Raw genomic sequence first — 21,064 nt, forward strand, 5'->3', positions numbered from 1 at the left:
CTAGTGAAATGTGGCAATAATCACTTAATTTAATTAAGTTGACAATGTCAGACTAATTTTTTTCGTTTTCCCAACTGGAAATTGTTTGTCTAGTAATAAAAAACATTATTCACTTGTTCTTGAATTAAATTCATTTCTATTCTTGTATTTTTAAGACGATCACCAAATTTTTTAACCAATTATCGAACTTAACATAAGTCTCAAGTATCCAGCAAATCCGGTTCCAAAGCATTTGTTTTTGACCTACCATTTTTTGAGTGTTATCGTCAAAACAAGTCGCAAGGTAACTGGATGACCATTGTCTTTTTTAGTGATACTATACTATCACTATTCATAATCTATGGTATACGTTTCGTTTCTTTAGGCGACATTTAGCCCCTCTTTTATTCCGGATAAACGTGTTCCATAATTCAAAATTCTCCGTCTAACTTTGAATTACTCATAGCAAAGTACTCGCTATGTTCGTAATTTCGAGTTAGCACTCAAAATTTTCCCGACTTATGTCGCACTCTCTTACTTTAGAATGTTTGACAAAGAGCCAAAATTTTTAGGCCTATTCTTAATTAATTAGGTAAACTTATTTTTTTGTAAACAAATAGACCCTCAGAGAGTTAAGTCTGAGAGTCCATGAGTGTGTGGAGTGATTAAGTCCACTTTATAAGGTGTTTAACCCTTGATATTACTTTATAAGCCTATTTGTATAATACCATGCTCTATTAACACTGTCCAGTACCTGATATACTGGTTAATGGCTACAGTACAAGGCTGATTACCTTTAAATAAACTGTACGCTAAGGGGTGAAACTCTTGGTATTTACTCTAAGCCTAACTACTGAATTAGTAATCAAGCTAGTTATTATTTATCTAGTCTTGAGAACTAACAAAAAGTAGAATTACTAAGCACTGGGATTTAATTATCCTGGTGTTTTTTAGTCCCTTTTTAACTTATAGCAATCTTTAACATTTTTGTTCCAACTATTCAACTTACCCAACATTTTATTTTGTTGCTTCTCTAAATAATCTTTTTTCTGACCACCTGAGCCTATATTTGTAAAATCATAGCCTTTACCAATGTTTTCCACTTCTACTAACTGACTTACTGTAAAGTCAGCAATTCTAGCAATTTTAAAAGAATATGAAGTATTTAATCGACTTAACTCATTTTCTAATGAATACTTTTTTCTCTTAACATAACAAAAAAATTTACTTAAATACATTCTGTAGATAATCACCAAACAGATTAATAATGTGAAAAACACCAAAAAATAACGAAGAGAATATAGCTGCTTTTGTTATCTTGTATCTGAAATGATTATACATTTCAAGATCTAAAAAATCTGATAAAAGTAATCCACAGCAAATTGATGTTTCGAAAACCGTGGCTAGTGGCGTTTCGATTATTGCTATAAAACAATTTTTGAAGAAATTATTTTTAAAATATTTTGAACAATTTTAGCTGGAATCAGCTTAAAAATGGCTGCCGTTGAACCTCCAACCGTACCGTGGTAGAGGTAAGCCGGTATAAAGTTCGAGGTAGCGAATGATTCACCATTAATTTCATAGGCTTTCTGAATGTTACTTACCTCTTTATTATGTATCTTTTTTGAGCGATAGTTCACTAGGATTAAATAAGCTATTGGGAAAAAAATGAGAGCATTTAAGCAAAAGTATGTATTTATCCAACTAATTTCTGGTGGCGCAGTCTGTCCTACACCGCGTTCATTAATTATTAATAATATGATACTTAGATTTAGACCTGAAAGCATATACCCACCAAAAACTCGCCAAAAAAATCAAATTGATTGCGCATATATTTTGACATGGAAATCGCTTTTTCACTATCTGCTTTTTTCTCAAAACCGTTTTTTAAAATATTATATTTTTCCTCCATAAAAATTATTCGTCTGCCCTTCAATGAATATTTTTGATATAAATTGTGATGACATTTTTAATTACAGCAATCTTATTTTGATCTAGCTTGCTTAAATGACCAATAATCTATTGAATTAGCAGAATTTAGGTTAACTAGCACAAAAGGTATGTTAAGTACTTATTTTTTTCTAAAAATTCTAAGGCTATACTGTTAAAATCTTTGGCTTCAAGGTAAGCTGCATGCCCCAAATTCGGATATTCAAAGTATTTTGCATTCGAAATTATCTTCGCTAATTGACGTGCCTCATCAACACCAAGAACTTGATCATTAGCAGCCCCGATAATTAGCGCGGAACAAGTGATCTATTTTGGGCTTTGTACATAATTTTTAATTTTCCCTTCAATTAAGCACTTGATTTTACGGACTATTTCTTGCTTGAACAGTTTTAAATCTATCTTAGCATAAATATGTGTTAAACGGCTAGAATTGTTTGAAAACGATTTCAAAAATCCCAAAACTATTATTACAAACTGCTGGTATTGGCATCTTTCTTTTGTATCATGTTCATGATCCGTGTTAAGTCATGATTGTTTCTGCTTAAGCAATCCAATTCAGTGACTATACCAACATCGCCCTCACAAATATAACTCAGCATTTTTTGTATCTCTGGTCGATCCGTATTTGCTCCGCTTAACTTGTCGGTGAACGGTTATCAATACTCTTTAAACCATTTAACTGCCGATTTAGGTGCTGATCTTTGGAGCTGCCCGAGCATAACAAATTTTTTCCATTTTTCCACTCGGCCTTAAAATTTTATTCTTTACCGCTGTTTAACTTATTTAAGAAAATTTTTTATTAATTCAGCATTTTCAATGACTAATTTTCTTGTATAAACTTTAGGTTGATCTGAATCTTTAATTATTTTCCAAATAATTGCTGCTGCTTTCATCGGTTTGTCGTACTTTTTGGAAATTGAATCATTTCTGAAAGCACGTACAAAACTATTCCATTGGTATGTTTTTTCCTCATCGTTGTCAAAAGAGATCAATTGAGGATATTTTAAAGCCTTAACTAGGTCGGCTACAGTAGCATTTATATCACTATCTTTTTCAACTTCTCTCATCTTTATTCCCATGACTTTGCGAAAGGCAAAGTGTTCAACCTCAAAATAATTAGCAAAAAATGTTCTTGCTTCTTGATTAAGCGAAAAACCAGAACCAAGTAACTTAGTGTTTAATGTAATTTTATCGGCTGTCAACTTTGAAGCTACTTTCCTTCTCGATTTTCTGATAGGCTTTATTTCTGTGGCCGTTTCACCATTTAAGAAAGCAATAATATATTTAGTTAGTTCCGCTTTAGTACCATATGTTGGTAAGCCATATTTGCTACAAATATTTTGCAGCTCCTCTTTATACCAATAAAAATTAGAAAACGTCTTGCTACTAATATTTCTACTAAATTTTGGACGCACTGTCATATTCATTCCTTCTTTCTTTTAAATATTGGTAAAACAATATCTGATGCCTTTATTTGGACAGTTCTAATGAACATCTATAAGCACAAATATAGCACGAAATTAAAAAAGACCATTAGAGTACGCTTAAAAGGTACAAGTCCTCTATTTTATTATAAACAATTACCACACTTATAAAATGCAACTTACATTATATAGATGGCAGCTGAAATCATTTAACCAATTACACCCACGATAAAAGCCAAAATACCAATAATCAAGACTAATATTCCTGCACGCTTAAATACATAGCTATACTGGATAAGCAAATCATCTGGATAGATAAAAAATTTCAGAGGATTATCTGGGTACTTAGCAATATACTTTTTCCTAATTGCTTGTCCTTTTGCTACTGATTTCTGTGCAAAAAGAGCATATAAAATAATTACTAGCGCTAGTAGGCTTATCAAAATAAATGTCTGATTTCCTGGTTCTTCAAAAAGATTATGAAGACTGTACCCAAGAAGCACTAAAAAAATAATGATACAAACAATCAATATATTTAGAGACGCTACAATAAAATTACTCATATGAATCTTAAGATATGCTTGTTGCTTTTTTATTTGATCCTCAGTTAACTTAGCCCTTTCTTTTATACGAAAAATACGAATCTTTCGATTTATTTTATTAAGTTTAAGTAATGGTATTATACTGAACGCTGCAAAAATAATCGTTATACTCTCAATTAACAAACTAATAAATATCAATTTTTTAACTTTCCTTCACAAAAAGACTGTAGCGTAATTCTAACCCCTACAGTCTGATGTTGTCACTAACTTAAATTTACATTTTCGTGTTTATACTAACCAGTAACTATAGTTTTAAAAACTGCTGCAACTGCAGCTACAACTGTGCTTACAATATCTTCTGGTAATGTTCCTACAACTAGAACTGTAAGAACAACAGCTATGGCAGCAAATGAGGCAATTTTACCAATCTTCTCCAAAGCTTCGGCAAACGTCCCCCAACTTGGAAAATCAGGTAAATTAATCTTGAATTCCAATGCAATAGTCAGCGCTTCATCAAGAACACCTTCATTAGCTTCAAATGCCATCCATGCAACTTCAAATGTGTATGAACCATCCGAGCCCGTTGTAGATTTAACAGTAAGTTGTCCATTTTTAATTTCACTGGTGAAATTGAGTGTATTAAATTTATCGATAATAATATCATTAATGCTATTGTTCGAAGCACCTAGTGAATTTAGGAAACTAGTGTACTATGTGCAACTCACTAATTTAATATACCTATACTAAACGATAAAATACCGATGATTATCATTAAACAACTTGTACGTTTACTCATATCCTTATATTGCATAATTAATTCATCTGGATAAATAAATAATTTCAAAGAATTTTCTGGATTCTCATTAAGATACTGTTTCTTAACTTTTTGACTTTCAATCATTATTTTTTGTGTGAAATATGCGTAAATGACTGCTAATAATAATAGCATACCTAATATAAGAAATAGTGGACCCCCATATACTTTTTCAACTATCAGTGCTCGAAAAACATATCCCGACATCACTAATAAAATAACTATGCTAAAAATCACTATGTTCAATCCAAGTGAGTAGATACTACTCATATGTTTCTTAATATAAACATTCTGTTTTTTTATTTGACTCTGTGTTAATTCTATTTTTGATTTTGTTCTAAAGGCACGAATTTTTTTAGTTATTTTACCAACTTTAAAGCATTGTAATATAACCATTACTATAAAAAAAAGCATGCTAGCTATAAGCACTAGTTTGACATATTCCAAAATTAACCCCCTCTTTCCTCAAAAAAAGACTGCAAGGTAATTCTACCTTTACAGTCAAAATTTGTCACTACAATAAAATCAGACTAATATTTTTCTATGTGAAATCCTTAGCCAATGAAACAAACAATGCAACTACTGCGGCTGCAACGCCAAAATCCGCTGGTGAAGATACGGCAAGGAATACGATAATAACAACGATAATTGCTGCAAAAGCAACAACTTCAGCTACTTCCTTTAGAGTCTCAGCTGCTGTTCCCCAACTCGGAAAATCAGGTAAATTAATCTTGATTTCCAATGCAATAGTCAACGCTTCATTAAGCACACCTTCATCAGTTTCAAATGCCGTCCATGCAACTTCAAATGTGTATGAACCATCGGAGACCGTTGTAGATTTAACAGAAAGTTGTCCATTTTTAATTTCACTAGTGAAACTGAGTGTATTAAATTTATCAATAATAAGATCATTGACTACATTGTTTGAGGCACCCAGTGAATTTAGGAAACCATTCATACTAGCTTCATCAACTTTACCGTTTTTAATGGTAATAACGGTGCTACCATCCGCTTTTTTGAATGAAGTAGTAACTTTACCAGTGCACTTCATCCAACCAATATCAAACATTGTAAATTCGACTTCTTGGTCATATTCACAATTCGGCCACAATGACTTCAAAGCAGCTTTTACTGACACATCTGTAACTTTGTCAAATTTGGATACACCTTTATCTTTCCCAGAAGCAGCATCTTGATCAATATCAATCCCAGTTGAACCTGCTGTATATTCTGTAAACTGATCAAAGCTCCAGTTTGAAGGCATCTTGAAACCCAGGTTACCACTCCAGCCATAAGACATATTAGCGACAAAACTGTACTTAACTCCCAGCTCTTTTGCATGTAAACAAACATTACGCGTTCCATAAACTCCAACTTCGTAACCAGAATCTGCGACTGCAGCAAGAACACTCTTCAAGTACGGTGTAACCGTTCCATCAATATCTCCATCTTGGATGTCAACATCAACCGCAAAGTAAATAGTAGTTCCTTCAGGGAAACCTAATAAAACCAGCTTTTAAAATCATCAAACATATGTTCGGTATTCATTTGCTTAAACTCATCTATTTGCTGTACAATTCCACAAATGGTTAGCTTAAAGAAAAGAGTCATAAGTTAAAGAATTTAAAAAGTAAGTTTAGAGAACCAAATAGCTCACTAAATGGGAAAGTTATACTTAGGTAAAAAACCTGGAAGATTAACTGAAACAAATATGCTAGCTATAGAGGTTCAGCTAGTTACAGTTTTTAAAATGGAAAGCACAATTGAAAAACTTGTTGAAAAAAATATTCAGCAATATATTGATAAACAAAAAAACATAGTTGATCAAAAATTTTTTAGGTCTATTCTTAATTAATTAGGTAGACTTATTTTTTTGTAAACAAATAGACCCTCAGAGAGTTAAGTCTGAGAGTCCATGAGTGTGTGGGTTGATTAAGTCCACAAAAGGTGGTGCAGTCTTGATGACAATTTCTATATCCACCTGTATATTACCATGCTCTAGTTACCAAGTCCAGTATCTGATATATTGGTTAGTGGCTACAGTACAAGGTTGATTACCTTTAATTAAACTGTATGCTGGTGATAGTCAAGATGACTATTTCTATTCCAGCTACACTTGTTATAGTTCTATTCCTTTTATGGCTAGAACACAATAACAGGAAGTAGTTTTAAAGCACTAGGATTTAATTATCCTGGTGTTTTCTTTAGGATGACACTTATCATAACCATAAACTTCTAAGTTTATCTTCTATACTGCGAACCTCATAAACAAAATCATCTATTTTGTCTTTATAATTAAAAAAACAAGTCAATAGAATTGTTAAAATAACTGTATACACAGCAACCATTAATGAGTATCCGTTAACATTACCTTTACTAAGCACTGTTACTATTACCATAGTCAAAGAAACTAGTAAAATTCCCAAGCTAAGAATAGTCCTCTCAAGTCTTAAAAGTTTAACACGCGCAATAATATTTATTCTTTTTCTACTTAAAATTACAGCATCTTCATCACTCATTTTATCACCTCACATTCATATATAAACAATTACCACACTTATAAAATGCAACTCACACTGTATAATATAAACTGGAGATCATTTAACTAATTAAGCCCATGATAAAAGCTAAAATACTGGTAATCAGTAATAATATACCCGCACGCTTAAATACGTATCTGTACTGTATGAGTAACTCATCTGAGTAGATAAAAAATTTCAGAGGGTTATCTGGATACTTGGCAATATACTTTTTCTTAATTGCTTGTCCTCTTGTTACTGACTTCTGCACAAAACTAGCATATAAAATAACTGTTAACATTAATAGGCTTATCAAAAAAAATACCAGGCTTCCTGATTTATCAAAAAGATTCCGAAGACTATACCCAAAAAGTACCAATAAAATAATAGTAACAATAATAGCTGTATTTATGACAAATACAATAAATTTACTCATATGAATTTTAAGGTAGACTTGTTGCTTTTTTATTTGATTCTCAGTTAACTTGGTCCTTTCTTTTATACGAAAAACACGAATTTTTTTATTTGTTTTATTAAGTTTTATCGCCTGCACTATCCCAAGTACTCCAAAAATAAACATTGCTATTTCAGCTAACAGAATAATCAACATAAAAAATTAAATTTCCTCTCTAAAAAAGACTGTAAGTTAATATTAACCCTGACAGTCTAATATTGTAACTAAGACAATTGTACAATTTTACGCTAAATCTGCGACTATTGTTGTAAAAAGAGTTGCTGCAGTTTTACCAATCTTTCCCGAAATTTTTTGCACGCCATTTTTTTGAGTGTAGTTAGTTTCCAAGTCTAAGTTAGGTTCAGGCTATCTGTGCATAGACAACTTTTTCTCTCGAGTCCTCCTTGATACTTTTAAATGTTATTTTGCTTAGTAAAACATAACTAAAGAAGTTCACTACATGGATAAATTCTAAAAATGCATTTTGAACACTACAATTAATTGTGCCTTGCTAAAAATCAATTTGTTGGTTGATAGTAAAAGGCTGTTTTCGGATCTACTTGTAAAAAATGAACATCCTTCAAAACTATATTTTTAAAAATCCAAACAGAACTTTTACCCGGGTGCATATTTCGTGTGTATATAAAATATGCTTTCTTATTAACACGTCTATAAAATAATCCCTCACGTCGATATAGATTAAAAAAATATGTACGTATGGTAAAACTGTTATTTTGAGTAGTAAGTACGTAATTTCTACCATGTATTTTAATCTTAAAACTTTTTGAATTAAACATTTGAATAGCGTAAACTTCGTGCGTGGAATAGCGATTTTCATGTGTATAAATAAAAACAGACCACAAACTAAGCAAAATCATTAAACACATTAATTTTGAAACTATTTTTGAGCCCTTGCTTGGATAATTATCAAGATAAGTTGACAATCTGCACAAAATAACAAAAACTGCAATTGCAATCCATGCTGCTGGTGTCTGCAACATTACCTTGTTTGCGAAGAAAAGTATCACAATAAATAGGCCTATGCAGAAATAAATTCTTTTTTTCAAGCTAATTTTGAACATCATTTTTACCTCAATCTACATTAAATGATTACTCACCACATATATCGCTATCCTTTGCCTGTTATCTAAAAGTTATTCAAAGTGGATTCCTCTCTTCACGAGAAAAAGTTAATACCATAATCATCAATTAATGGTATTATTTTATTCCAAAATATTTTGCTTATTCAAGCTTACCACTTTAATATACAACGATATGACAAGTTTGGTAGCCGATTTCATTTCATTAAGTGGTGCGGATATCTCGGAAACAGCCACAAAATCCGCCACAATCAGCATTTTGCCCATAATTCCATCTTTCAACGTATTTAGCCAGTGATTCTAACGTTTAAGTTCGTTTTTCAACCTGGCTTTATAAGCTTGTGCAAGTGATTTAGGCCACAGTTCGACATGGCAGCCAGGACCGAGAAATAAAATCCAGTTAATTAGCAGCTCTTTGTCACCTTCTGGAGCTACATGTTCGCTAATTTGTGCCCTTGCCTGAAACGGGTCAACATAAGTTAGCTTATATGGTAGCGGATGAAACTTTTTATACTGCGCAATAGCCCTGGCATCTAATTGCAAAATCAAATTAGGGTTAAGCGCCGTTTTTGAAAATAGTGCAGCTAATGTTGTAGTCTTAACTTGTTCACTGGGCTGCAGCGGAACTGCTGCCTTAATTGCAGCAACAGCTATTATTAAGCGTTGCGGCTGTTTTAGGTCAAGGCAATCCAGATACCATTTTCCATTAGCACGTTCTAAATGTTTTAAGTAAATTTTATACTTTTTCCCGTTAGCTCTAATTTTCAATTGTCGTGTGGATAAGCTGACTGTTAAGAGCTTTTCTAATTGCGGTTGCGGTTGATCAGTAAGTTCCAATAAAGCTGGTTTCAGTGGATTGGTCCCCTCAAAGACTAAAAGATTATCAAGCAGCAACAACTGTTCTTGCTGAACTGGGGAGATCAAGCCTAGCAATTTTTCTACAATATCTTGGCGATTTTTTAGATAGGGTAATTGCTGATTGCGCGAAGCCATAAAAGCAATAAATAAAGCCTTTACCTGATTGTGGGTGAAGCGAATAGTAGGCAACAAAGTGTTGGGCATGACAGCATATCCACCTCCACGACCGACAGTTGCTTCTAATGGTAGCCCCATTGCCTCGATATCAGCTACATCCCGCAAAGCAGTTGCTCGTGAAATATGGAATTCTTGCTGAAGTTCATTAAGTTTGAAAAAGCCACGATTGTTAATATAACGCATCATCAGATTTAAACGTTCATTTTTTTTCATAATATCCCCTTAAAAGGTATCAAATTTCGATACCATTATACCTTATAATGACAGTATTCAAATATTAAAAGGAGGCCATAATTATGGCACACTATACGATTGAGACAAAACCAGCATTCAGCATCCTTGCAATTGGAACACAACTCAAAGCCGGTTTTCAAGACTACGCTGCAATTGAGGCTGCCAAAAATGTATTTTGGCAGGCGGTTAATCAAGATGGTCGGCTCGCAAAGTTGCGTGCGATCGCTAGTGACTCAGACTTATTCATCGTTAATGAAGCAGTTGACGGAAAAATGATGTACTATATTGCTGTTCGCAGCAAGCAAACTTTACCAGAAGCAACTCGGCGAATTGAATTTCCAGCAGGCGAATATGTTGTCGTACCTGGAACTGCTAATTCAGAAAAAGCGCTCGCAGATACCGTAACTAACACCGCATTTACGCAGGTCTTAGGGCAAATCCCTAACTATGCATATGTTGGCGGACCAAATGCTGCAGTGATCAGCAAGACTGCTGCCCAAACAGCAACTGGAGCGATGTTAATTCCAGTAGTTAAAAAGTAATTAAAGTTTTGCGCCCTAAAGCGGCTCTGATTTTGACTATCTGCAATTTACACTTAGCCAAAAGAACTGATTTTTAGAGCTAATCCGTGAACTTATTTAACTCTTTGTTAAGTCCCATCTTTTCACAGTCAACCTTCAATTCATCATTTAATATAATTGCTAAAAATGACTAACTTAAGCGGAGCATTTTAAGTACGCCGTAAAAATCTCTGTGCTACAATGGCGGTGGTTAGTAAAAGTCAAACCTAATTGGGAGGTTAAACCATATGACTGTTAAGATTGGTATTAACGGATTTGGACGTATTGGTCGTTTAGCTTTTCGTCGTATTCTTGAGTTATCAGACAAAGCATCCGATATCGAAGTTGTCGCTATTAATGACTTGACAAGCCCTGATATGTTGGCATATATGTTGAAATATGACTCAATTCACGGTACTTTGAATGCCACTGTTTCATCTGATCAAGATGGTATTATAGTTAACGGTAAACACTACACTGTCTACTCAGAACGTAACGCTGCTAATTTGAATTGGGTCGCAAATGATGGGGTTGATTACGTCTTGGAGGCTACTGGGTTCTATACTTCGGCTGAAAAATCACAAGCGCATTTGAATGCTGGTGCTAAGAAAGTATTGATCTCAGCTCCAGCTGGTGCAATTCCTACTGTTGTTTATGGTGTTAATCAAGATATTTTAACTGCAGATGACAAAATTGTTTCCGCTGGTTCATGTACAACACAGTCACTGGGAATGATTGCAAATGTTTTGGAGAAAGAATTTGGTGTTAAAACTGGACTAATGTTAACAGTCCACGCTTACACGGCTTCACAAAGCTTGCAAGATGGTCCCAAATCTGCCAACTTTGCAAAACGTCAAGCAAATCGTGATGCAGCTTCAAATTCGTTGCCACATTCATCTGGTGCTGCAAAAGCAATCGGCTTAGTTGTACCTTCATTGGATGGTAAATTGACTGGCTCAGCTATTCGTGTTCCTGTTAATGATGGTTCAATTACCGAATTAACTGCAGTTTTGAAAAAGGATGTCACAGTTGAAGAAGTTAACGCAGCTATGAAAAAGTACGAATCTGATTCATTTGGCTACAATGGTGATGGCTTGGTGTCTACCGATATTATCAATGACACCCATGGTACAGTCTTCGACCCAACTCAAACAGAAATTATTGCGGGTGAAGGTCAACAATTAATTAAGATTGCTGCCTGGTATGATAACGAATACGGGTTCACCTCAAATATGATTCGGACACTGCTTTACTTTGCAACACTATAAGACACTGAAAGCTAAATTTTAAAATCAGCAGAAAATAAACCAAGCGAGAGTGTGACATAAGTCGGGAAAATTTGAGTGCTAATTCGAAGTTAGACGGAGAATTTTCCTGACTTATGTCACACTCTCCTTTTTTGGTTAAATCTATGCCCCCTCCCTGTCAATTTTATAAAAATTCAACTTGCTAGTTTGACTCATAATATTATTAAACACCTTTTCTATTTTTAAACAGGTACACTTTTCATTTTCCTAGCGGCTAGCTTTGCTTTTTTCCTCACGACGGTCTTTTAAAAACGATAATGTCTTGTAAAAAGCACATTAATTTAATAGCTTATAAATTGCTACATACACAAAGCGCGAGACCAAGTCAAAAGTTAACTTTTGAATCGATCTCGCGCTAATTATTATGGGTAAACGTGTTGCTTAAATCAAAATTACTATCTAGGCTGTGAATCCGAGTTGCCAAAGCTTAACTTGGAATTGCAGCACTCAATTACTTAGTAATATCCGCACTGAAATATTTTTTAGACAGTTGCTTTAAGGTCCCATCATTGCGCAATTGCTTAAGCGCTGTATTAGTCTTTTTCCGCAACTTAGTCGATTGTTTATTAAACAATGCTACAATTTTAGCCGGATCTTTTTCATCTGAAACATCCTTGTACTTCAAACCTGCTGTGGAATTGCTCTTTTGATACGCTAAGAAAGCTTCCTTAGAGTTGATCGTTCCGGCAACCCTTCCCTGTTTAATCAGCGAGACTGTCGTTGCAAAATCACCGGAAGGCAAAGTTTCTGCCCCATACTTTTTAGCAGTTTGTTCGTTATCTGTTCCGGTCCCCTCTGCAAACTTCTTTCCTTTAATATCACTTAGCTTATTAATCCCGGTCTCGTCCTTGCGTGTAATCAGGACTGAACGTGAATAAATATAAGGATCCGAGAAAAGATAGCTTTTTGCCCGCGCAGGTGTCTCAGTGATGTTATTTAAAACTACATCATACTTGTTGCTTCCAAGCCCGGCAATTAGACTGTCCCACTTAGTTGGAACAAACTTAGCCTTAACACCCATTTTCTTTGCGAGCGCCTTACCAAGCTCAACTTCAAACCCCGTCAGTTTACCATCTTTTCTGTATGAATAAGGCGAGTAGGTACCTTCCAAACCAATCGTTAAAGTTCCTTTTTGGTTTAGCTCCGACTGAAAATCATTATTGCTCGCTTTTTTAGTAGACGAGCAAGCTGTAACTGCAACTCCCAAAAGTGCAATTCCAGCCACTAACAGTGTCCGTTTAAGCTTAAATTTCATTTTTTATCCATCCCTTTTTTAAATATTTTCAAATGTCATTGCGGAAATAAAATCAACAATTCGTTGTTTCTTCGTGTTAAAGAATTCTGCTTTTGGACCGTCAAATAAAATCTGACCATTTTCAATGAATAAAACTCTGGCAGCCACTTCCCGTGCAAAAGCCATGTTATGTGTCACAATGATCAACGTCTGCTTTTCCTGCGCCAACTGTCGTAAAACTTTCAAGACCTCCAGCTCCAGTTCTGGATCAAGCGCACTCGTTGGTTCATCAAGTAAAATATACTTGGGCTGCATAGCAAGTGCTCTTGCAATTGCCACACGTTGAGCTTGCCCACCGGATAACTGACTGGGATAAGCATCTGCTTTGTCTCCCAACCCAACTTTAACCAGTAGCTCTTGGGCACGTTTTTGAGCTGTATCTTTTGCCTCATGCAGGACTTGAGTTGGACCCTCAATAATATTTTTCAAAACTGTCAGGTGCGGGAAAAGATTATATTCTTGAAAAACCATTTCCGTACGCTTACGAATACTGAGAATTTCTTTATTGGAAAGCCCCTTCCCAAAATCAAAGAGCTCATCATCGAAATGATAGCGACCAGCTTCAGGTCTTTCAAGCAGGTTAAGTGAGCGCAACAATGTTGATTTGCCTGAGCCAGAGGGTCCTAGAACAACTGTCGTCTCATGCTCAGGAAAGACCGTCGAAATTCCATCCAAGACACGATGTTCGCCAAAAGTCTTGCTTAAATTCTCAAGTTTTAGCACTTATTCGTCCTTCTTTCCTAATTAATATTCGAAACATAACGCGACGTAATCTTCTCGAGGTAGCCTTGCAACCAAGAAAGAAGTGTACATGCCACCGCATAAAGTGCTGCTACCAAACAATACATTACTAAGGGCTGAAAGTTTTGCGCCGCAATTTGTTGACTGACTTCAAACATTTCGACAATTGTAATTGAAGCTGCCAGTGAAGTATCTTTCACTAAACTGATAAAGCTATTTGCAAGCGGCGGTAAAGAGACTCGCAGCGCTTGCGGCAAAATAATCCGCCGCAATGCAAGTGTTCTCGTCATTCCAATTGAATAAGCTGCTTCCCATTGTCCTTTAGGAATTGACAAGATTGCTGCACGCATCGTCTCTGAACAATAAGCACCCGTATTAAGAGAAAATGTTAATATTCCAGCCACCAGCGGCGTCAATTTGATTCCATCAGGTGCAATCCCGCTAATTTTAAGATAAGGTAAACCAAAATATACAATGAATAACTGGACTAATAAGGGCGTACTTCGAAAAAGCCAGACATAAAAACGGAAGAAGGCTTTAAGTACCATAAAAAAGATACTCTTTTTGCGTGAAATTCTGACTAAAGCAGTCAATAAAGCAAGTCCTAGACCAAATATAAAGGAAATAATTGCAATTGGAATCGTGTATTGCAGCCCCGCGACGATCAACTGGGGCAGCGCATCCGTAACAATCTTCCACATTCCTGCTTCACAACCTTTCTGACTAAATTTTTTTCTAAGAGAGCCAGTCGGAAAATGCAAAGAACCCGCACTTCTAGTAAATAGAAGTACGGGTTCTTTCTGCATTATCTGGAGATACTCTGAAATAAAACAAAAATGTGCTTTTATGTCCTACTTGAGATGTCCGTGCGAAAGAAACAATACTTCTGTTCATTACACTGACACATACAAGCCATCGCCATAAAAGTCATTCTGCTTTCCTCCAAATAAGTTATCTTCGTCGTTCGTTCAGGCGGTAAAGCTACCAACCCTCAAAGTATGTTACTCATTCTAACGATTTACTTTCAGAATGTCAAACAAAATAAATTCAAAAAATTTAGAAAGGTCTCGCAGGAATATCTAACTTTTTCTTCAGCAAGTACCGCAATCCAAATGCTAAAACAGCTAAGACTGCATAGGCAAAGACCGATAACCCTTGATTTAAGAATGGAACTTGGGCAATTAAGGTATAGATTGCAACCCACAACAGCATGAATGCAAGTGATACCAAGATTACACGCCAAAACGGCATTTTTTTGCCACCACTACGACGCTGACCAGTTACGCGGTAGAAGTAAGCCATCCCAGTACCCGCAAAAGCGGAAGTGACAAGCAGCGTCAAAATTCCATTATTAGTCTGACCGCCTTTAACAGAAAATTGATTTAAAACGGCATACATGGCACAAAAGAGTGTAAAAATCATTAAACCGTTATCAAGGGCAATTTTCCAAAATGCAGGCGGTGTATAAACTTTTTTAGGTCCCGCAATAATCTCCTGTGCACGTTCGGTAACCGTCCCGTAATACTTAGCAGCAATGACGCCTTGGCGTTGCTTTTCCAGCAACTCCGTTGTCATTTCCTGGATCGCTGCTGTTCTTTTTTCAGCCGGGAAATCCCGTTCCTCCAGCACCCGATTAAGTCTGAACATATAATCCTCATTGCGCTTCGTCAAGCCTGCAAATTGATTTTGGACTGCTACTTTTTTTTCAGTTGCTTTTTCTTGCAATGCTTCTGTTTGCTTTTGGGCAACTTCTTCATTGCGCTTTTTATTTTCGTTTTCACTGTTGCCTTGTCCCACTACTGCTCCCACCTTTTTTCATTTTTTCGTTAAACATTAAAGCGAAATTCAATAATATCCCCATCTTGAACAACATACTCTTTGCCTTCCAGCCGTAGTCGACCTGCCTCGCGTACCGCTGCCAAGCTGCCATACTTATCCAAGTCTGTGAAAGAAATCGTCTCAGCACGAATAAAACCACGTTCAAAATCCGAATGAATAATTCCTGCAACTTGAGGAGCCTTCATGCCTTGCTTGAAGGTCCATGCACGTGTTTCTTTGCCGCCAGCTGTGAAGAAGGTGGCTAGTCCCAAAAGCTTGTAAGCAGCTTTAATCAAACGATCCAGCCCAGATTCCTCAACACCCTCAGCTTCTAAGAAATCCAGCTTATCGCCTTCATCAAGTTGGGCAATCTCTTCTTCAGTCTTAGCGCTGACCGCTAATGTCTCTGAGCCTTCCTGCTGTGCATACTGCTGAATTTGTTGCACATATTCGCATTCTTGCGGTTGCGCCATATCATCTTCTGCAATATTGGCCACATAAAGCACTGGTTTTGAGGTTAATAAGAATAACCCTTTCACGATCTTTTGTTCATCTTCATCAAATTCGAGCGAACGGACAGACTTGCCCGCTTCCAACACTGGTTTGATTTTTTTCAAAACATTGAATTCCGCAACTGCTTCTTTATCCTTTGTGCGAGCAACCTTTTCAACCCGCTCATAACGTTTGTTAATACTTTCAAGATCCGCTAGAATCAGCTCTAAATTGATTGTTTCGATATCATCTAAAGGGTCGACCTTGTTGCTGACATGTGTCACATTGGGATCGTCAAAAGCACGGACAACATGCACAATTGCATCTACCTGACGAATATTTTCCAAGAACTTATTCCCCAAGCCTTCACCTTTACTAGCACCTTTGACAATTCCCGCAATATCGGTAAATTCAAAGGTTGTATGCACAAGTTTTTTAGCTGGGATTAATTCGTCAATCCGTGTCAGTCTTTGATCGGGCACTTCGACCATTCCGACATTCGGGTCAATTGTTGCGAACGGATAATTCGCCATTTCTGCACCCGCTTTTGTAATCGCGTTAAACAAAGTTGATTTACCAACATTGGGCAAACCCACAATTCCTGCTGTTAATGACATTTTTTACTTCACTCTTTCCTACTCATGATCTTTTGAATTAGCTTGTTCTAAAATCTTTTTTAACTTTCTGTTGAAATCGCGCCGCGGCATCATCACTAGGTGTCCACATCCAGTACATTTGATTTTGATATCCATCCCGACCCGAATGATCTCCCACCGATTAGTTCCACAAGGATGCTGCTTTTTCATCTCAACGATATCATGCAATTCGTATTCTGTCTGCATCTGTTTCCCTCCGTTCAAATCAGTCGATTGTGATACCTAAAATATCTAAAATCCGGTTAAAATCATTGGTCGTCAAATAATCGATCTCAATTTTACCTTTTCCACTTTTGGAGTTGCCCTTAATCGCAACTTTTGTTCCGAATTTATCACGTAAAGCAGACTCGCTGCGCTGGTAATAAAGGGTCGCAATATCTTTTTTGACCTCTTTTTTCTTTTGGGGAGCTGTTCCATTCATCTTAGTAATCAATTGTTCCAACTGCCGCACCGTCAATTTTTCTGCCAGCGTCTTTTTAGCCAACTGAATCAACTGCCGTTTATCCTTAAGCGCCAACAAAGTTCGTGCTTGTCCCATGGAAAGCTGCTGAGTCTGCAGCATTTTCTTAACTTCTGCCGGTAAGCCTAAAAGGCGCAGATAATTCGCAATATACGGGCGGCTTTTACCCAAGCGTTCTGAGACTTGCGTTTGCGTCAAGCTCAACTTCTCCATTAAGGTATTATATGCTTCAGCTTCTTCAAGCGGAGTCAGATCTTCACGCTGCAGATTTTCCAGCACTGCAATCTCCATCATACTCGGCTCATCAAGCTGCCGCACAATGGCTGGAATTTTTTCCTTGTCTGCCAGCTTAGAGGCCCGAAAACGCCGTTCACCTGCAATAATCTCATAGCCTTTAACGCTTGATTTACGCACAATTATTGGTTGAAAAACTCCCGACTTCTTAATCGAAGCACTCAGTTCCGCAAGTGCTTCTTCATTAAATGATTTACGCGGCTGATATGGGTTAGGCCTAATTTCATTCAAAGCAATTTCTGTAACGACTTCTTCATTTCCTTCTGGCTGTTCAAACTCTTGGAACAGAGCTTCAATGCCGCGGCCTAAGCCCTTGTTATTCTTATTCGCCATGATTAGCCAGTACCTCCTTTGCCAGTGCCCTGTATTCCTTTGCTCCGCGTGAAGCAGGATCATAATCGACAATTGCCATGCCATAGCTTGGTGCCTCGGAAAGGCGAACATTACGTGGAATGATCGTCTGATAAACCTTATTCTTAAAAAACTTCTGTACTTCAGCAACAACCTGTGTGCCCAGATTAGTCCGCACATCCAGCATTGTCATTAAGACACCCTCAAGTGCCAAACTAGGATTGAAGTGCTTTTGTACTAATTTGATTGTGTTCATTAGTTGACTGAGTCCTTCAAGCGCATAATATTCGCTTTGAACCGGAATCAAAATTGAGTCACTCGCACAAAATGCATTAATCGTGAGCAGCCCTAAAGATGGTGGGCAATCAATCAAGATATAGTCGTACTGTTCTTTGATTGGTTTGAGCGCATCCAGCAAACGCGATTCGCGTGCCATCTGCGAGGTCAGCTCGATCTCAGCTCCAGAAAGCTGAATCGTTGCCGGTACCAGATCCAGTCCTTCATGCGTCGTCGCAATAATCGTTTTTTTCAGCGGATATTCATTGACCAGTACATCGTAAACGTCTTTTTCAATCTCATTCTTATGTACACCGACACCACTCGTTGCATTACCCTGTGCATCAGAGTCAATCAACAAAACCTTTTTGCCCAGATCCGCGAGGCAAGCCCCCAGATTAACACTGGTTGTGGTTTTGCCAACGCCGCCTTTTTGATTTGCCAACGCAATTACAGTTCCCATGAAATTCTTTCCCCCCAAACTTGCTTATTCTTTTTCCTGCTGTTGTTCTTCAACTGGGATTTCAATAATAATCCGGTGAAATCCTGGGACATCTTCTTCATGTGTCTTAAGCTTCATTCCATTATCGCTAATCATTTTGACAGATTTCTTAATAGTATTAACTGCAATGCGAGTATCATGCAGCGCACCTTTAGCAATCCGTTTGCTCTTTGCCTTTTTAGGAACAGGCTCCTTTTGTGTCTGCAGTTGCTTAATTAACGCCTCTGTCTCCTTGACTGTCAAACGCCGCGCAATCACTTCTTTGATAACAGCAATCTGCTCGGGTTCATCCAAGCCCAGCACACTGCGCCCATGACGTTCAAGGACTTTGCGCTCTAATAGGGCCTGTTGTACATAATTTGACAGTTTTAGCAAACGCAGCTTATTCGCCACAAAAGACTGACTTTTGCCGATGGCTTGCGCTAGCTCATTTTGCGTAAGCTTATTCAACTGCATCAGCTCCTGGTATGCTTTAGCTTCTTCAATGACTGTCAAGCCCTCACGCTGCAAGTTCTCAACTACTGCCAAAGAAGCTGCTTCATTATCCGAAAGCTGCTTGACAAGTGCAGGAATTTTTTCCCAGCCTAATAATCCAGCCGCTCGGAAGCGCCGCTCGCCAGCAATAATCTCATAGTGTTCCGGTTCGTATTCCCGAACAATAATCGGTTGCAACAAGCCATGTTCCTTGAGTGTTTCAGCTAACTCAGCCAATTTTTCACTATTAAAAACCTGCCGTGGCTGAAACCGATTGGGGACAATCTGGGTCAACAAAATTTCTGTAACTTGTTGTTTGTCCGACTCATTTTTCTTATTTTTATTCCAAAATGAAAATGCCACAATCTCTACCCCCTTGAAGCTGAACTTTTTAGTGGTTTCTTAGCCGGCATTCCCGGCTTGCGCGGATACTTATTCGGTGTTGCTTTAACTTTGTCAAAGATAATCAGATGTCGTTCGTCACCGGTCTCCGGAAGTGTAAGTTCATGATCACTGCGTAGGCTGCCGCCCAACAACTTGACCGCAAATTGTGCCTCAGTAAGTTCGCGCTGCGCCTTTTGGGCTTTAAGTGCAATAAAGCTGCCGCCTTCTTTAACTAATGGTAAACACAGTTCAGCAAGAATATTCAAACGTGCAACCGCCCGTGCTGTGACAATTTCAAAACTTTCACGAAATTGACTTTTAACACTGCCAAATTCTTCCGCACGTGCATGATAAAAAGAAACACCTTCAAGGTCAAGTTCATCTGCTAATTTTTCTAAGAACGCGATTCGCTTATTCAAAGAATCAACAATTGTAATCTGCAACTGTGGAAAAACGATCTTTAAAGGCAACGAAGGGAAACCGGCTCCTGCACCAACATCACAAAGCTGCAATGCTTGTGTCCGCAGCCGTTCATCTACAAAAGCCGGCAGTAGTGAGTCCAAAAAATGCTTCAGGTAAACTTCCTTTTCAGCGGTAATTGCTGTCAGATTAACGTGCTGATTAGCCGCTACCAGCAGCTTGTAGTATTTGGAAAACTGTTGCTGTTGTTTTTCTGTGAGTTCGATCCCCTTTTGGGCCAACACTCGTTTAAATTCTTCTGGTGTCATTTTCGTCCTCTTTTTTCACTTGCTCGATTTTGTGAAACAAAAAATGTTTCACATACTACCTTTAGTTTAAGGTATTTGGATAGCAAATACAAGGGTGCACCAGTTGAGAAAATAACCTAAGAATCATTGAATCTCTTTCCGCTCGACACCTTATTTTTTAAAAGCGCAATTGGCTTTAAAATCAGAATAATTAAGTACAAACACCTTTTTATTTTAATTTCTAAGAAACACTGTGTATTAGGTGCTTCACATTTGTTCGGGCTTAAATAAAGCGCTATCATTTAATTAGTGAAGGAGGTCATTACTATGAACAAAAACTTACGTGTGAGCATTGCATTGTTGATCATCGCGTCCTTTTTATCCATACGCTATGTTGCAGATCTCTCCTACTTGAACGGTTATTTTGATTTTATCACTGTTTTGTTAGCTTTAGTGGTGATGCCGCGGCCTAAGTTTGCGTTGTGGCCAAGAAAAAATTGAGTGCGACACTCAGCGTTCAGCCGCCGTAGACTAAGTCCTGAATTACAAAGTAACCCGGGCTTGGTTACGCGTAATGCAGGCTTAGGCATTGGCGGTTGCGGGGTGGAGCACGTTATGAAGAAGTGCCGACAACCTGCGTCCAGCCTCCGTTGACTAAGTCCTGAATTACAAAGTAACCTGGGCTTGGTTACGCGTA

At 37.3% G+C, this 21,064-nt stretch carries 25 protein-coding genes and 1 pseudogene; 4 read left to right on the forward strand and 22 right to left on the reverse strand.

Annotation, left to right across the window (positions count from 1 at the left end; genetic code table 11):
- Nucleotides 1-929: 929 nt before the first annotated feature.
- From FD50_RS04425 to FD50_RS04455, 9 genes and pseudogenes are all read right to left on the reverse strand, one after another.
- Nucleotides 930-1,217 (reverse strand): hypothetical protein, encoded by a 288-nt coding sequence (locus FD50_RS04425; protein WP_054757807.1) that lies wholly within the window; start codon nucleotides 1,215-1,217, stop codon nucleotides 930-932.
- 186 nt (nucleotides 1,218-1,403) lie between these two features.
- The gene (locus tag FD50_RS04430; protein WP_056960561.1) at nucleotides 1,404-1,766 is read right to left on the reverse strand and encodes a hypothetical protein; all 363 of its coding nucleotides are present in this window, start codon (nucleotides 1,764-1,766) and stop codon (nucleotides 1,404-1,406) included.
- The gene (locus tag FD50_RS12795) at nucleotides 1,751-1,891 is read right to left on the reverse strand and encodes a hypothetical protein (RefSeq protein WP_162256070.1); all 141 of its coding nucleotides are present in this window, start codon (nucleotides 1,889-1,891) and stop codon (nucleotides 1,751-1,753) included. The genes FD50_RS04430 and FD50_RS12795 overlap by 16 nt, the downstream gene beginning before the upstream one ends.
- Nucleotides 1,892-2,399: 508 nt before the next feature.
- A pseudogene (locus tag FD50_RS12470) lies at nucleotides 2,400-2,664 on the reverse strand (recombinase family protein); the annotation flags it as partial.
- Between the two features lie 44 nt (nucleotides 2,665-2,708).
- Nucleotides 2,709-3,350 (reverse strand): SAP domain-containing protein, encoded by a 642-nt coding sequence (locus FD50_RS04435; protein WP_054757808.1) that lies wholly within the window; start codon nucleotides 3,348-3,350, stop codon nucleotides 2,709-2,711.
- A 212-nt stretch (nucleotides 3,351-3,562) separates the two neighbouring features.
- Complete coding sequence (locus tag FD50_RS04440; protein WP_054757809.1) at nucleotides 3,563-4,093, reverse strand: hypothetical protein; 531 nt, start codon at nucleotides 4,091-4,093, stop codon at nucleotides 3,563-3,565.
- Between the two features lie 95 nt (nucleotides 4,094-4,188).
- Complete coding sequence (locus FD50_RS04445) at nucleotides 4,189-4,440, reverse strand: hypothetical protein (RefSeq protein ID WP_054757810.1); 252 nt, start codon at nucleotides 4,438-4,440, stop codon at nucleotides 4,189-4,191.
- A gap of 179 nt (nucleotides 4,441-4,619) precedes the next feature.
- Complete coding sequence (locus FD50_RS04450; RefSeq protein ID WP_056960563.1) at nucleotides 4,620-5,156, reverse strand: hypothetical protein; 537 nt, start codon at nucleotides 5,154-5,156, stop codon at nucleotides 4,620-4,622.
- Between the two features lie 94 nt (nucleotides 5,157-5,250).
- On the reverse strand, nucleotides 5,251-6,222 hold the full coding sequence (locus tag FD50_RS04455; protein WP_082610420.1) for a glycoside hydrolase domain-containing protein: 972 nt from the start codon (nucleotides 6,220-6,222) through the stop codon (nucleotides 5,251-5,253).
- Between the two features lie 147 nt (nucleotides 6,223-6,369).
- On the opposite strand from FD50_RS04455, the gene FD50_RS04460 reads away from it, so the two are divergent.
- Nucleotides 6,370-6,564 carry a hypothetical protein gene (locus tag FD50_RS04460; RefSeq protein WP_054757813.1) on the forward strand — a complete coding sequence of 65 codons (195 nt, stop codon included), beginning with the start codon at nucleotides 6,370-6,372 and terminating at the stop codon, nucleotides 6,562-6,564.
- Between the two features lie 364 nt (nucleotides 6,565-6,928).
- Here FD50_RS04460 and FD50_RS04465 read toward each other — a convergent pair whose 3' ends face one another.
- The 3 genes from FD50_RS04465 to FD50_RS04480 form a co-directional block, all read right to left on the reverse strand.
- Nucleotides 6,929-7,228: a hypothetical protein gene (locus FD50_RS04465; RefSeq protein ID WP_054757814.1), complete on the reverse strand. Its 300-nt coding sequence runs from the start codon at nucleotides 7,226-7,228 to the stop codon at nucleotides 6,929-6,931.
- A gap of 82 nt (nucleotides 7,229-7,310) precedes the next feature.
- Nucleotides 7,311-7,838 (reverse strand): hypothetical protein, encoded by a 528-nt coding sequence (locus FD50_RS04470; protein WP_054757815.1) that lies wholly within the window; start codon nucleotides 7,836-7,838, stop codon nucleotides 7,311-7,313.
- Between the two features lie 1,244 nt (nucleotides 7,839-9,082).
- Nucleotides 9,083-10,030: a helix-turn-helix transcriptional regulator gene (locus FD50_RS04480; protein WP_056960567.1), complete on the reverse strand. Its 948-nt coding sequence runs from the start codon at nucleotides 10,028-10,030 to the stop codon at nucleotides 9,083-9,085.
- A gap of 83 nt (nucleotides 10,031-10,113) precedes the next feature.
- Here FD50_RS04480 and FD50_RS04485 point away from each other — a divergent pair, with 83 nt between their 5' ends.
- Nucleotides 10,114-10,593, forward strand: a complete 480-nt coding sequence (locus FD50_RS04485; protein WP_054757818.1) for a GyrI-like domain-containing protein — start codon at nucleotides 10,114-10,116, stop codon at nucleotides 10,591-10,593.
- A gap of 266 nt (nucleotides 10,594-10,859) precedes the next feature.
- On the forward strand, nucleotides 10,860-11,879 hold the full coding sequence (gap, locus tag FD50_RS04490) for a type I glyceraldehyde-3-phosphate dehydrogenase (protein WP_056960569.1): 1,020 nt from the start codon (nucleotides 10,860-10,862) through the stop codon (nucleotides 11,877-11,879).
- A 490-nt stretch (nucleotides 11,880-12,369) separates the two neighbouring features.
- On the opposite strand, the gene FD50_RS04495 is transcribed toward gap, so the two are convergent.
- The 10 genes from FD50_RS04495 to rsmG all read right to left on the reverse strand — a co-directional run bounded on the left by FD50_RS04495 (nucleotide 12,370) and on the right by rsmG (nucleotide 20,388).
- Complete coding sequence (locus tag FD50_RS04495) at nucleotides 12,370-13,173, reverse strand: transporter substrate-binding domain-containing protein (RefSeq protein WP_054757820.1); 804 nt, start codon at nucleotides 13,171-13,173, stop codon at nucleotides 12,370-12,372.
- 18 nt (nucleotides 13,174-13,191) lie between these two features.
- Nucleotides 13,192-13,935, reverse strand: a complete 744-nt coding sequence (locus FD50_RS04500; protein ID WP_054757821.1) for an amino acid ABC transporter ATP-binding protein — start codon at nucleotides 13,933-13,935, stop codon at nucleotides 13,192-13,194.
- Nucleotides 13,936-13,952: 17 nt separating this feature from the next.
- Nucleotides 13,953-14,654 (reverse strand): amino acid ABC transporter permease, encoded by a 702-nt coding sequence (locus tag FD50_RS04505; protein ID WP_056960629.1) that lies wholly within the window; start codon nucleotides 14,652-14,654, stop codon nucleotides 13,953-13,955.
- A gap of 355 nt (nucleotides 14,655-15,009) precedes the next feature.
- Nucleotides 15,010-15,750 (reverse strand): DUF1129 domain-containing protein, encoded by a 741-nt coding sequence (locus tag FD50_RS04510; RefSeq protein WP_054757822.1) that lies wholly within the window; start codon nucleotides 15,748-15,750, stop codon nucleotides 15,010-15,012.
- A gap of 29 nt (nucleotides 15,751-15,779) precedes the next feature.
- Complete coding sequence (gene ychF / locus FD50_RS04515; protein WP_056960571.1) at nucleotides 15,780-16,880, reverse strand: redox-regulated ATPase YchF; 1,101 nt, start codon at nucleotides 16,878-16,880, stop codon at nucleotides 15,780-15,782.
- An 18-nt stretch (nucleotides 16,881-16,898) separates the two neighbouring features.
- Nucleotides 16,899-17,105, reverse strand: coding sequence for a DUF951 domain-containing protein (locus FD50_RS04520; RefSeq protein ID WP_054757823.1), 207 nt, complete (start codon nucleotides 17,103-17,105; stop codon nucleotides 16,899-16,901).
- 19 nt (nucleotides 17,106-17,124) lie between these two features.
- Nucleotides 17,125-18,006, reverse strand: a complete 882-nt coding sequence (locus FD50_RS04525; protein WP_056960573.1) for a ParB/RepB/Spo0J family partition protein — start codon at nucleotides 18,004-18,006, stop codon at nucleotides 17,125-17,127.
- Nucleotides 17,996-18,763, reverse strand: a complete 768-nt coding sequence (locus FD50_RS04530; protein ID WP_054757825.1) for a ParA family protein — start codon at nucleotides 18,761-18,763, stop codon at nucleotides 17,996-17,998. The genes FD50_RS04525 and FD50_RS04530 overlap by 11 nt, the downstream gene beginning before the upstream one ends.
- A gap of 24 nt (nucleotides 18,764-18,787) precedes the next feature.
- Nucleotides 18,788-19,639, reverse strand: a complete 852-nt coding sequence (gene noc, locus FD50_RS04535) for a nucleoid occlusion protein (RefSeq protein ID WP_056960575.1) — start codon at nucleotides 19,637-19,639, stop codon at nucleotides 18,788-18,790.
- A gap of 5 nt (nucleotides 19,640-19,644) precedes the next feature.
- On the reverse strand, nucleotides 19,645-20,388 hold the full coding sequence (gene rsmG / locus FD50_RS04540) for a 16S rRNA (guanine(527)-N(7))-methyltransferase RsmG (RefSeq protein ID WP_056960577.1): 744 nt from the start codon (nucleotides 20,386-20,388) through the stop codon (nucleotides 19,645-19,647).
- Nucleotides 20,389-20,694: 306 nt separating this feature from the next.
- Here rsmG and FD50_RS12665 point away from each other — a divergent pair, with 306 nt between their 5' ends.
- Complete coding sequence (locus FD50_RS12665) at nucleotides 20,695-20,868, forward strand: hypothetical protein (RefSeq protein ID WP_156653490.1); 174 nt, start codon at nucleotides 20,695-20,697, stop codon at nucleotides 20,866-20,868.
- The last annotated feature ends 196 nt before the right edge of the window (nucleotides 20,869-21,064 follow it).

The organism is Liquorilactobacillus satsumensis DSM 16230 = JCM 12392 (assembly GCF_001435195.1).
In the GTDB taxonomy this organism is placed as follows: Bacteria; Bacillota; Bacilli; order Lactobacillales; family Lactobacillaceae; genus Liquorilactobacillus; species Liquorilactobacillus satsumensis.

What these genes read in the sequence shown, in the direction of transcription:
- FD50_RS04425 (WP_054757807.1), bottom strand. Translation starts at nt 1,217, where the DNA reads ATGTATTTAAGTAAATTTTTTTGTTATGTTAAGAGAAAAAAGTATTCA.
- FD50_RS04430 (WP_056960561.1), bottom strand. Translation starts at nt 1,766, where the DNA reads ATGCTTTCAGGTCTAAATCTAAGTATCATATTATTAATAATTAATGAA.
- FD50_RS12795 (WP_162256070.1), bottom strand. Translation starts at nt 1,891, where the DNA reads ATGGAGGAAAAATATAATATTTTAAAAAACGGTTTTGAGAAAAAAGCA.
- FD50_RS04435 (WP_054757808.1), bottom strand. Translation starts at nt 3,350, where the DNA reads ATGACAGTGCGTCCAAAATTTAGTAGAAATATTAGTAGCAAGACGTTT.
- FD50_RS04445 (WP_054757810.1), bottom strand. Translation starts at nt 4,440, where the DNA reads ATGGCATTTGAAGCTAATGAAGGTGTTCTTGATGAAGCGCTGACTATT.
- FD50_RS04460 (WP_054757813.1), top strand. Translation starts at nt 6,370, where the DNA reads ATGGGAAAGTTATACTTAGGTAAAAAACCTGGAAGATTAACTGAAACA.
- FD50_RS04465 (WP_054757814.1), bottom strand. Translation starts at nt 7,228, where the DNA reads ATGAGTGATGAAGATGCTGTAATTTTAAGTAGAAAAAGAATAAATATT.
- FD50_RS04470 (WP_054757815.1), bottom strand. Translation starts at nt 7,838, where the DNA reads ATGTTGATTATTCTGTTAGCTGAAATAGCAATGTTTATTTTTGGAGTA.
- FD50_RS04480 (WP_056960567.1), bottom strand. Translation starts at nt 10,030, where the DNA reads ATGAAAAAAAATGAACGTTTAAATCTGATGATGCGTTATATTAACAAT.
- FD50_RS04485 (WP_054757818.1), top strand. Translation starts at nt 10,114, where the DNA reads ATGGCACACTATACGATTGAGACAAAACCAGCATTCAGCATCCTTGCA.
- gap (WP_056960569.1), top strand. Translation starts at nt 10,860, where the DNA reads ATGACTGTTAAGATTGGTATTAACGGATTTGGACGTATTGGTCGTTTA.
- FD50_RS04495 (WP_054757820.1), bottom strand. Translation starts at nt 13,173, where the DNA reads ATGAAATTTAAGCTTAAACGGACACTGTTAGTGGCTGGAATTGCACTT.
- FD50_RS04505 (WP_056960629.1), bottom strand. Translation starts at nt 14,654, where the DNA reads ATGTGGAAGATTGTTACGGATGCGCTGCCCCAGTTGATCGTCGCGGGG.
- ychF (WP_056960571.1), bottom strand. Translation starts at nt 16,880, where the DNA reads ATGTCATTAACAGCAGGAATTGTGGGTTTGCCCAATGTTGGTAAATCA.
- FD50_RS04520 (WP_054757823.1), bottom strand. Translation starts at nt 17,105, where the DNA reads ATGCAGACAGAATACGAATTGCATGATATCGTTGAGATGAAAAAGCAG.
- FD50_RS04525 (WP_056960573.1), bottom strand. Translation starts at nt 18,006, where the DNA reads ATGGCGAATAAGAATAACAAGGGCTTAGGCCGCGGCATTGAAGCTCTG.
- FD50_RS04530 (WP_054757825.1), bottom strand. Translation starts at nt 18,763, where the DNA reads ATGGGAACTGTAATTGCGTTGGCAAATCAAAAAGGCGGCGTTGGCAAA.
- rsmG (WP_056960577.1), bottom strand. Translation starts at nt 20,388, where the DNA reads ATGACACCAGAAGAATTTAAACGAGTGTTGGCCCAAAAGGGGATCGAA.
- FD50_RS12665 (WP_156653490.1), top strand. Translation starts at nt 20,695, where the DNA reads ATGAACAAAAACTTACGTGTGAGCATTGCATTGTTGATCATCGCGTCC.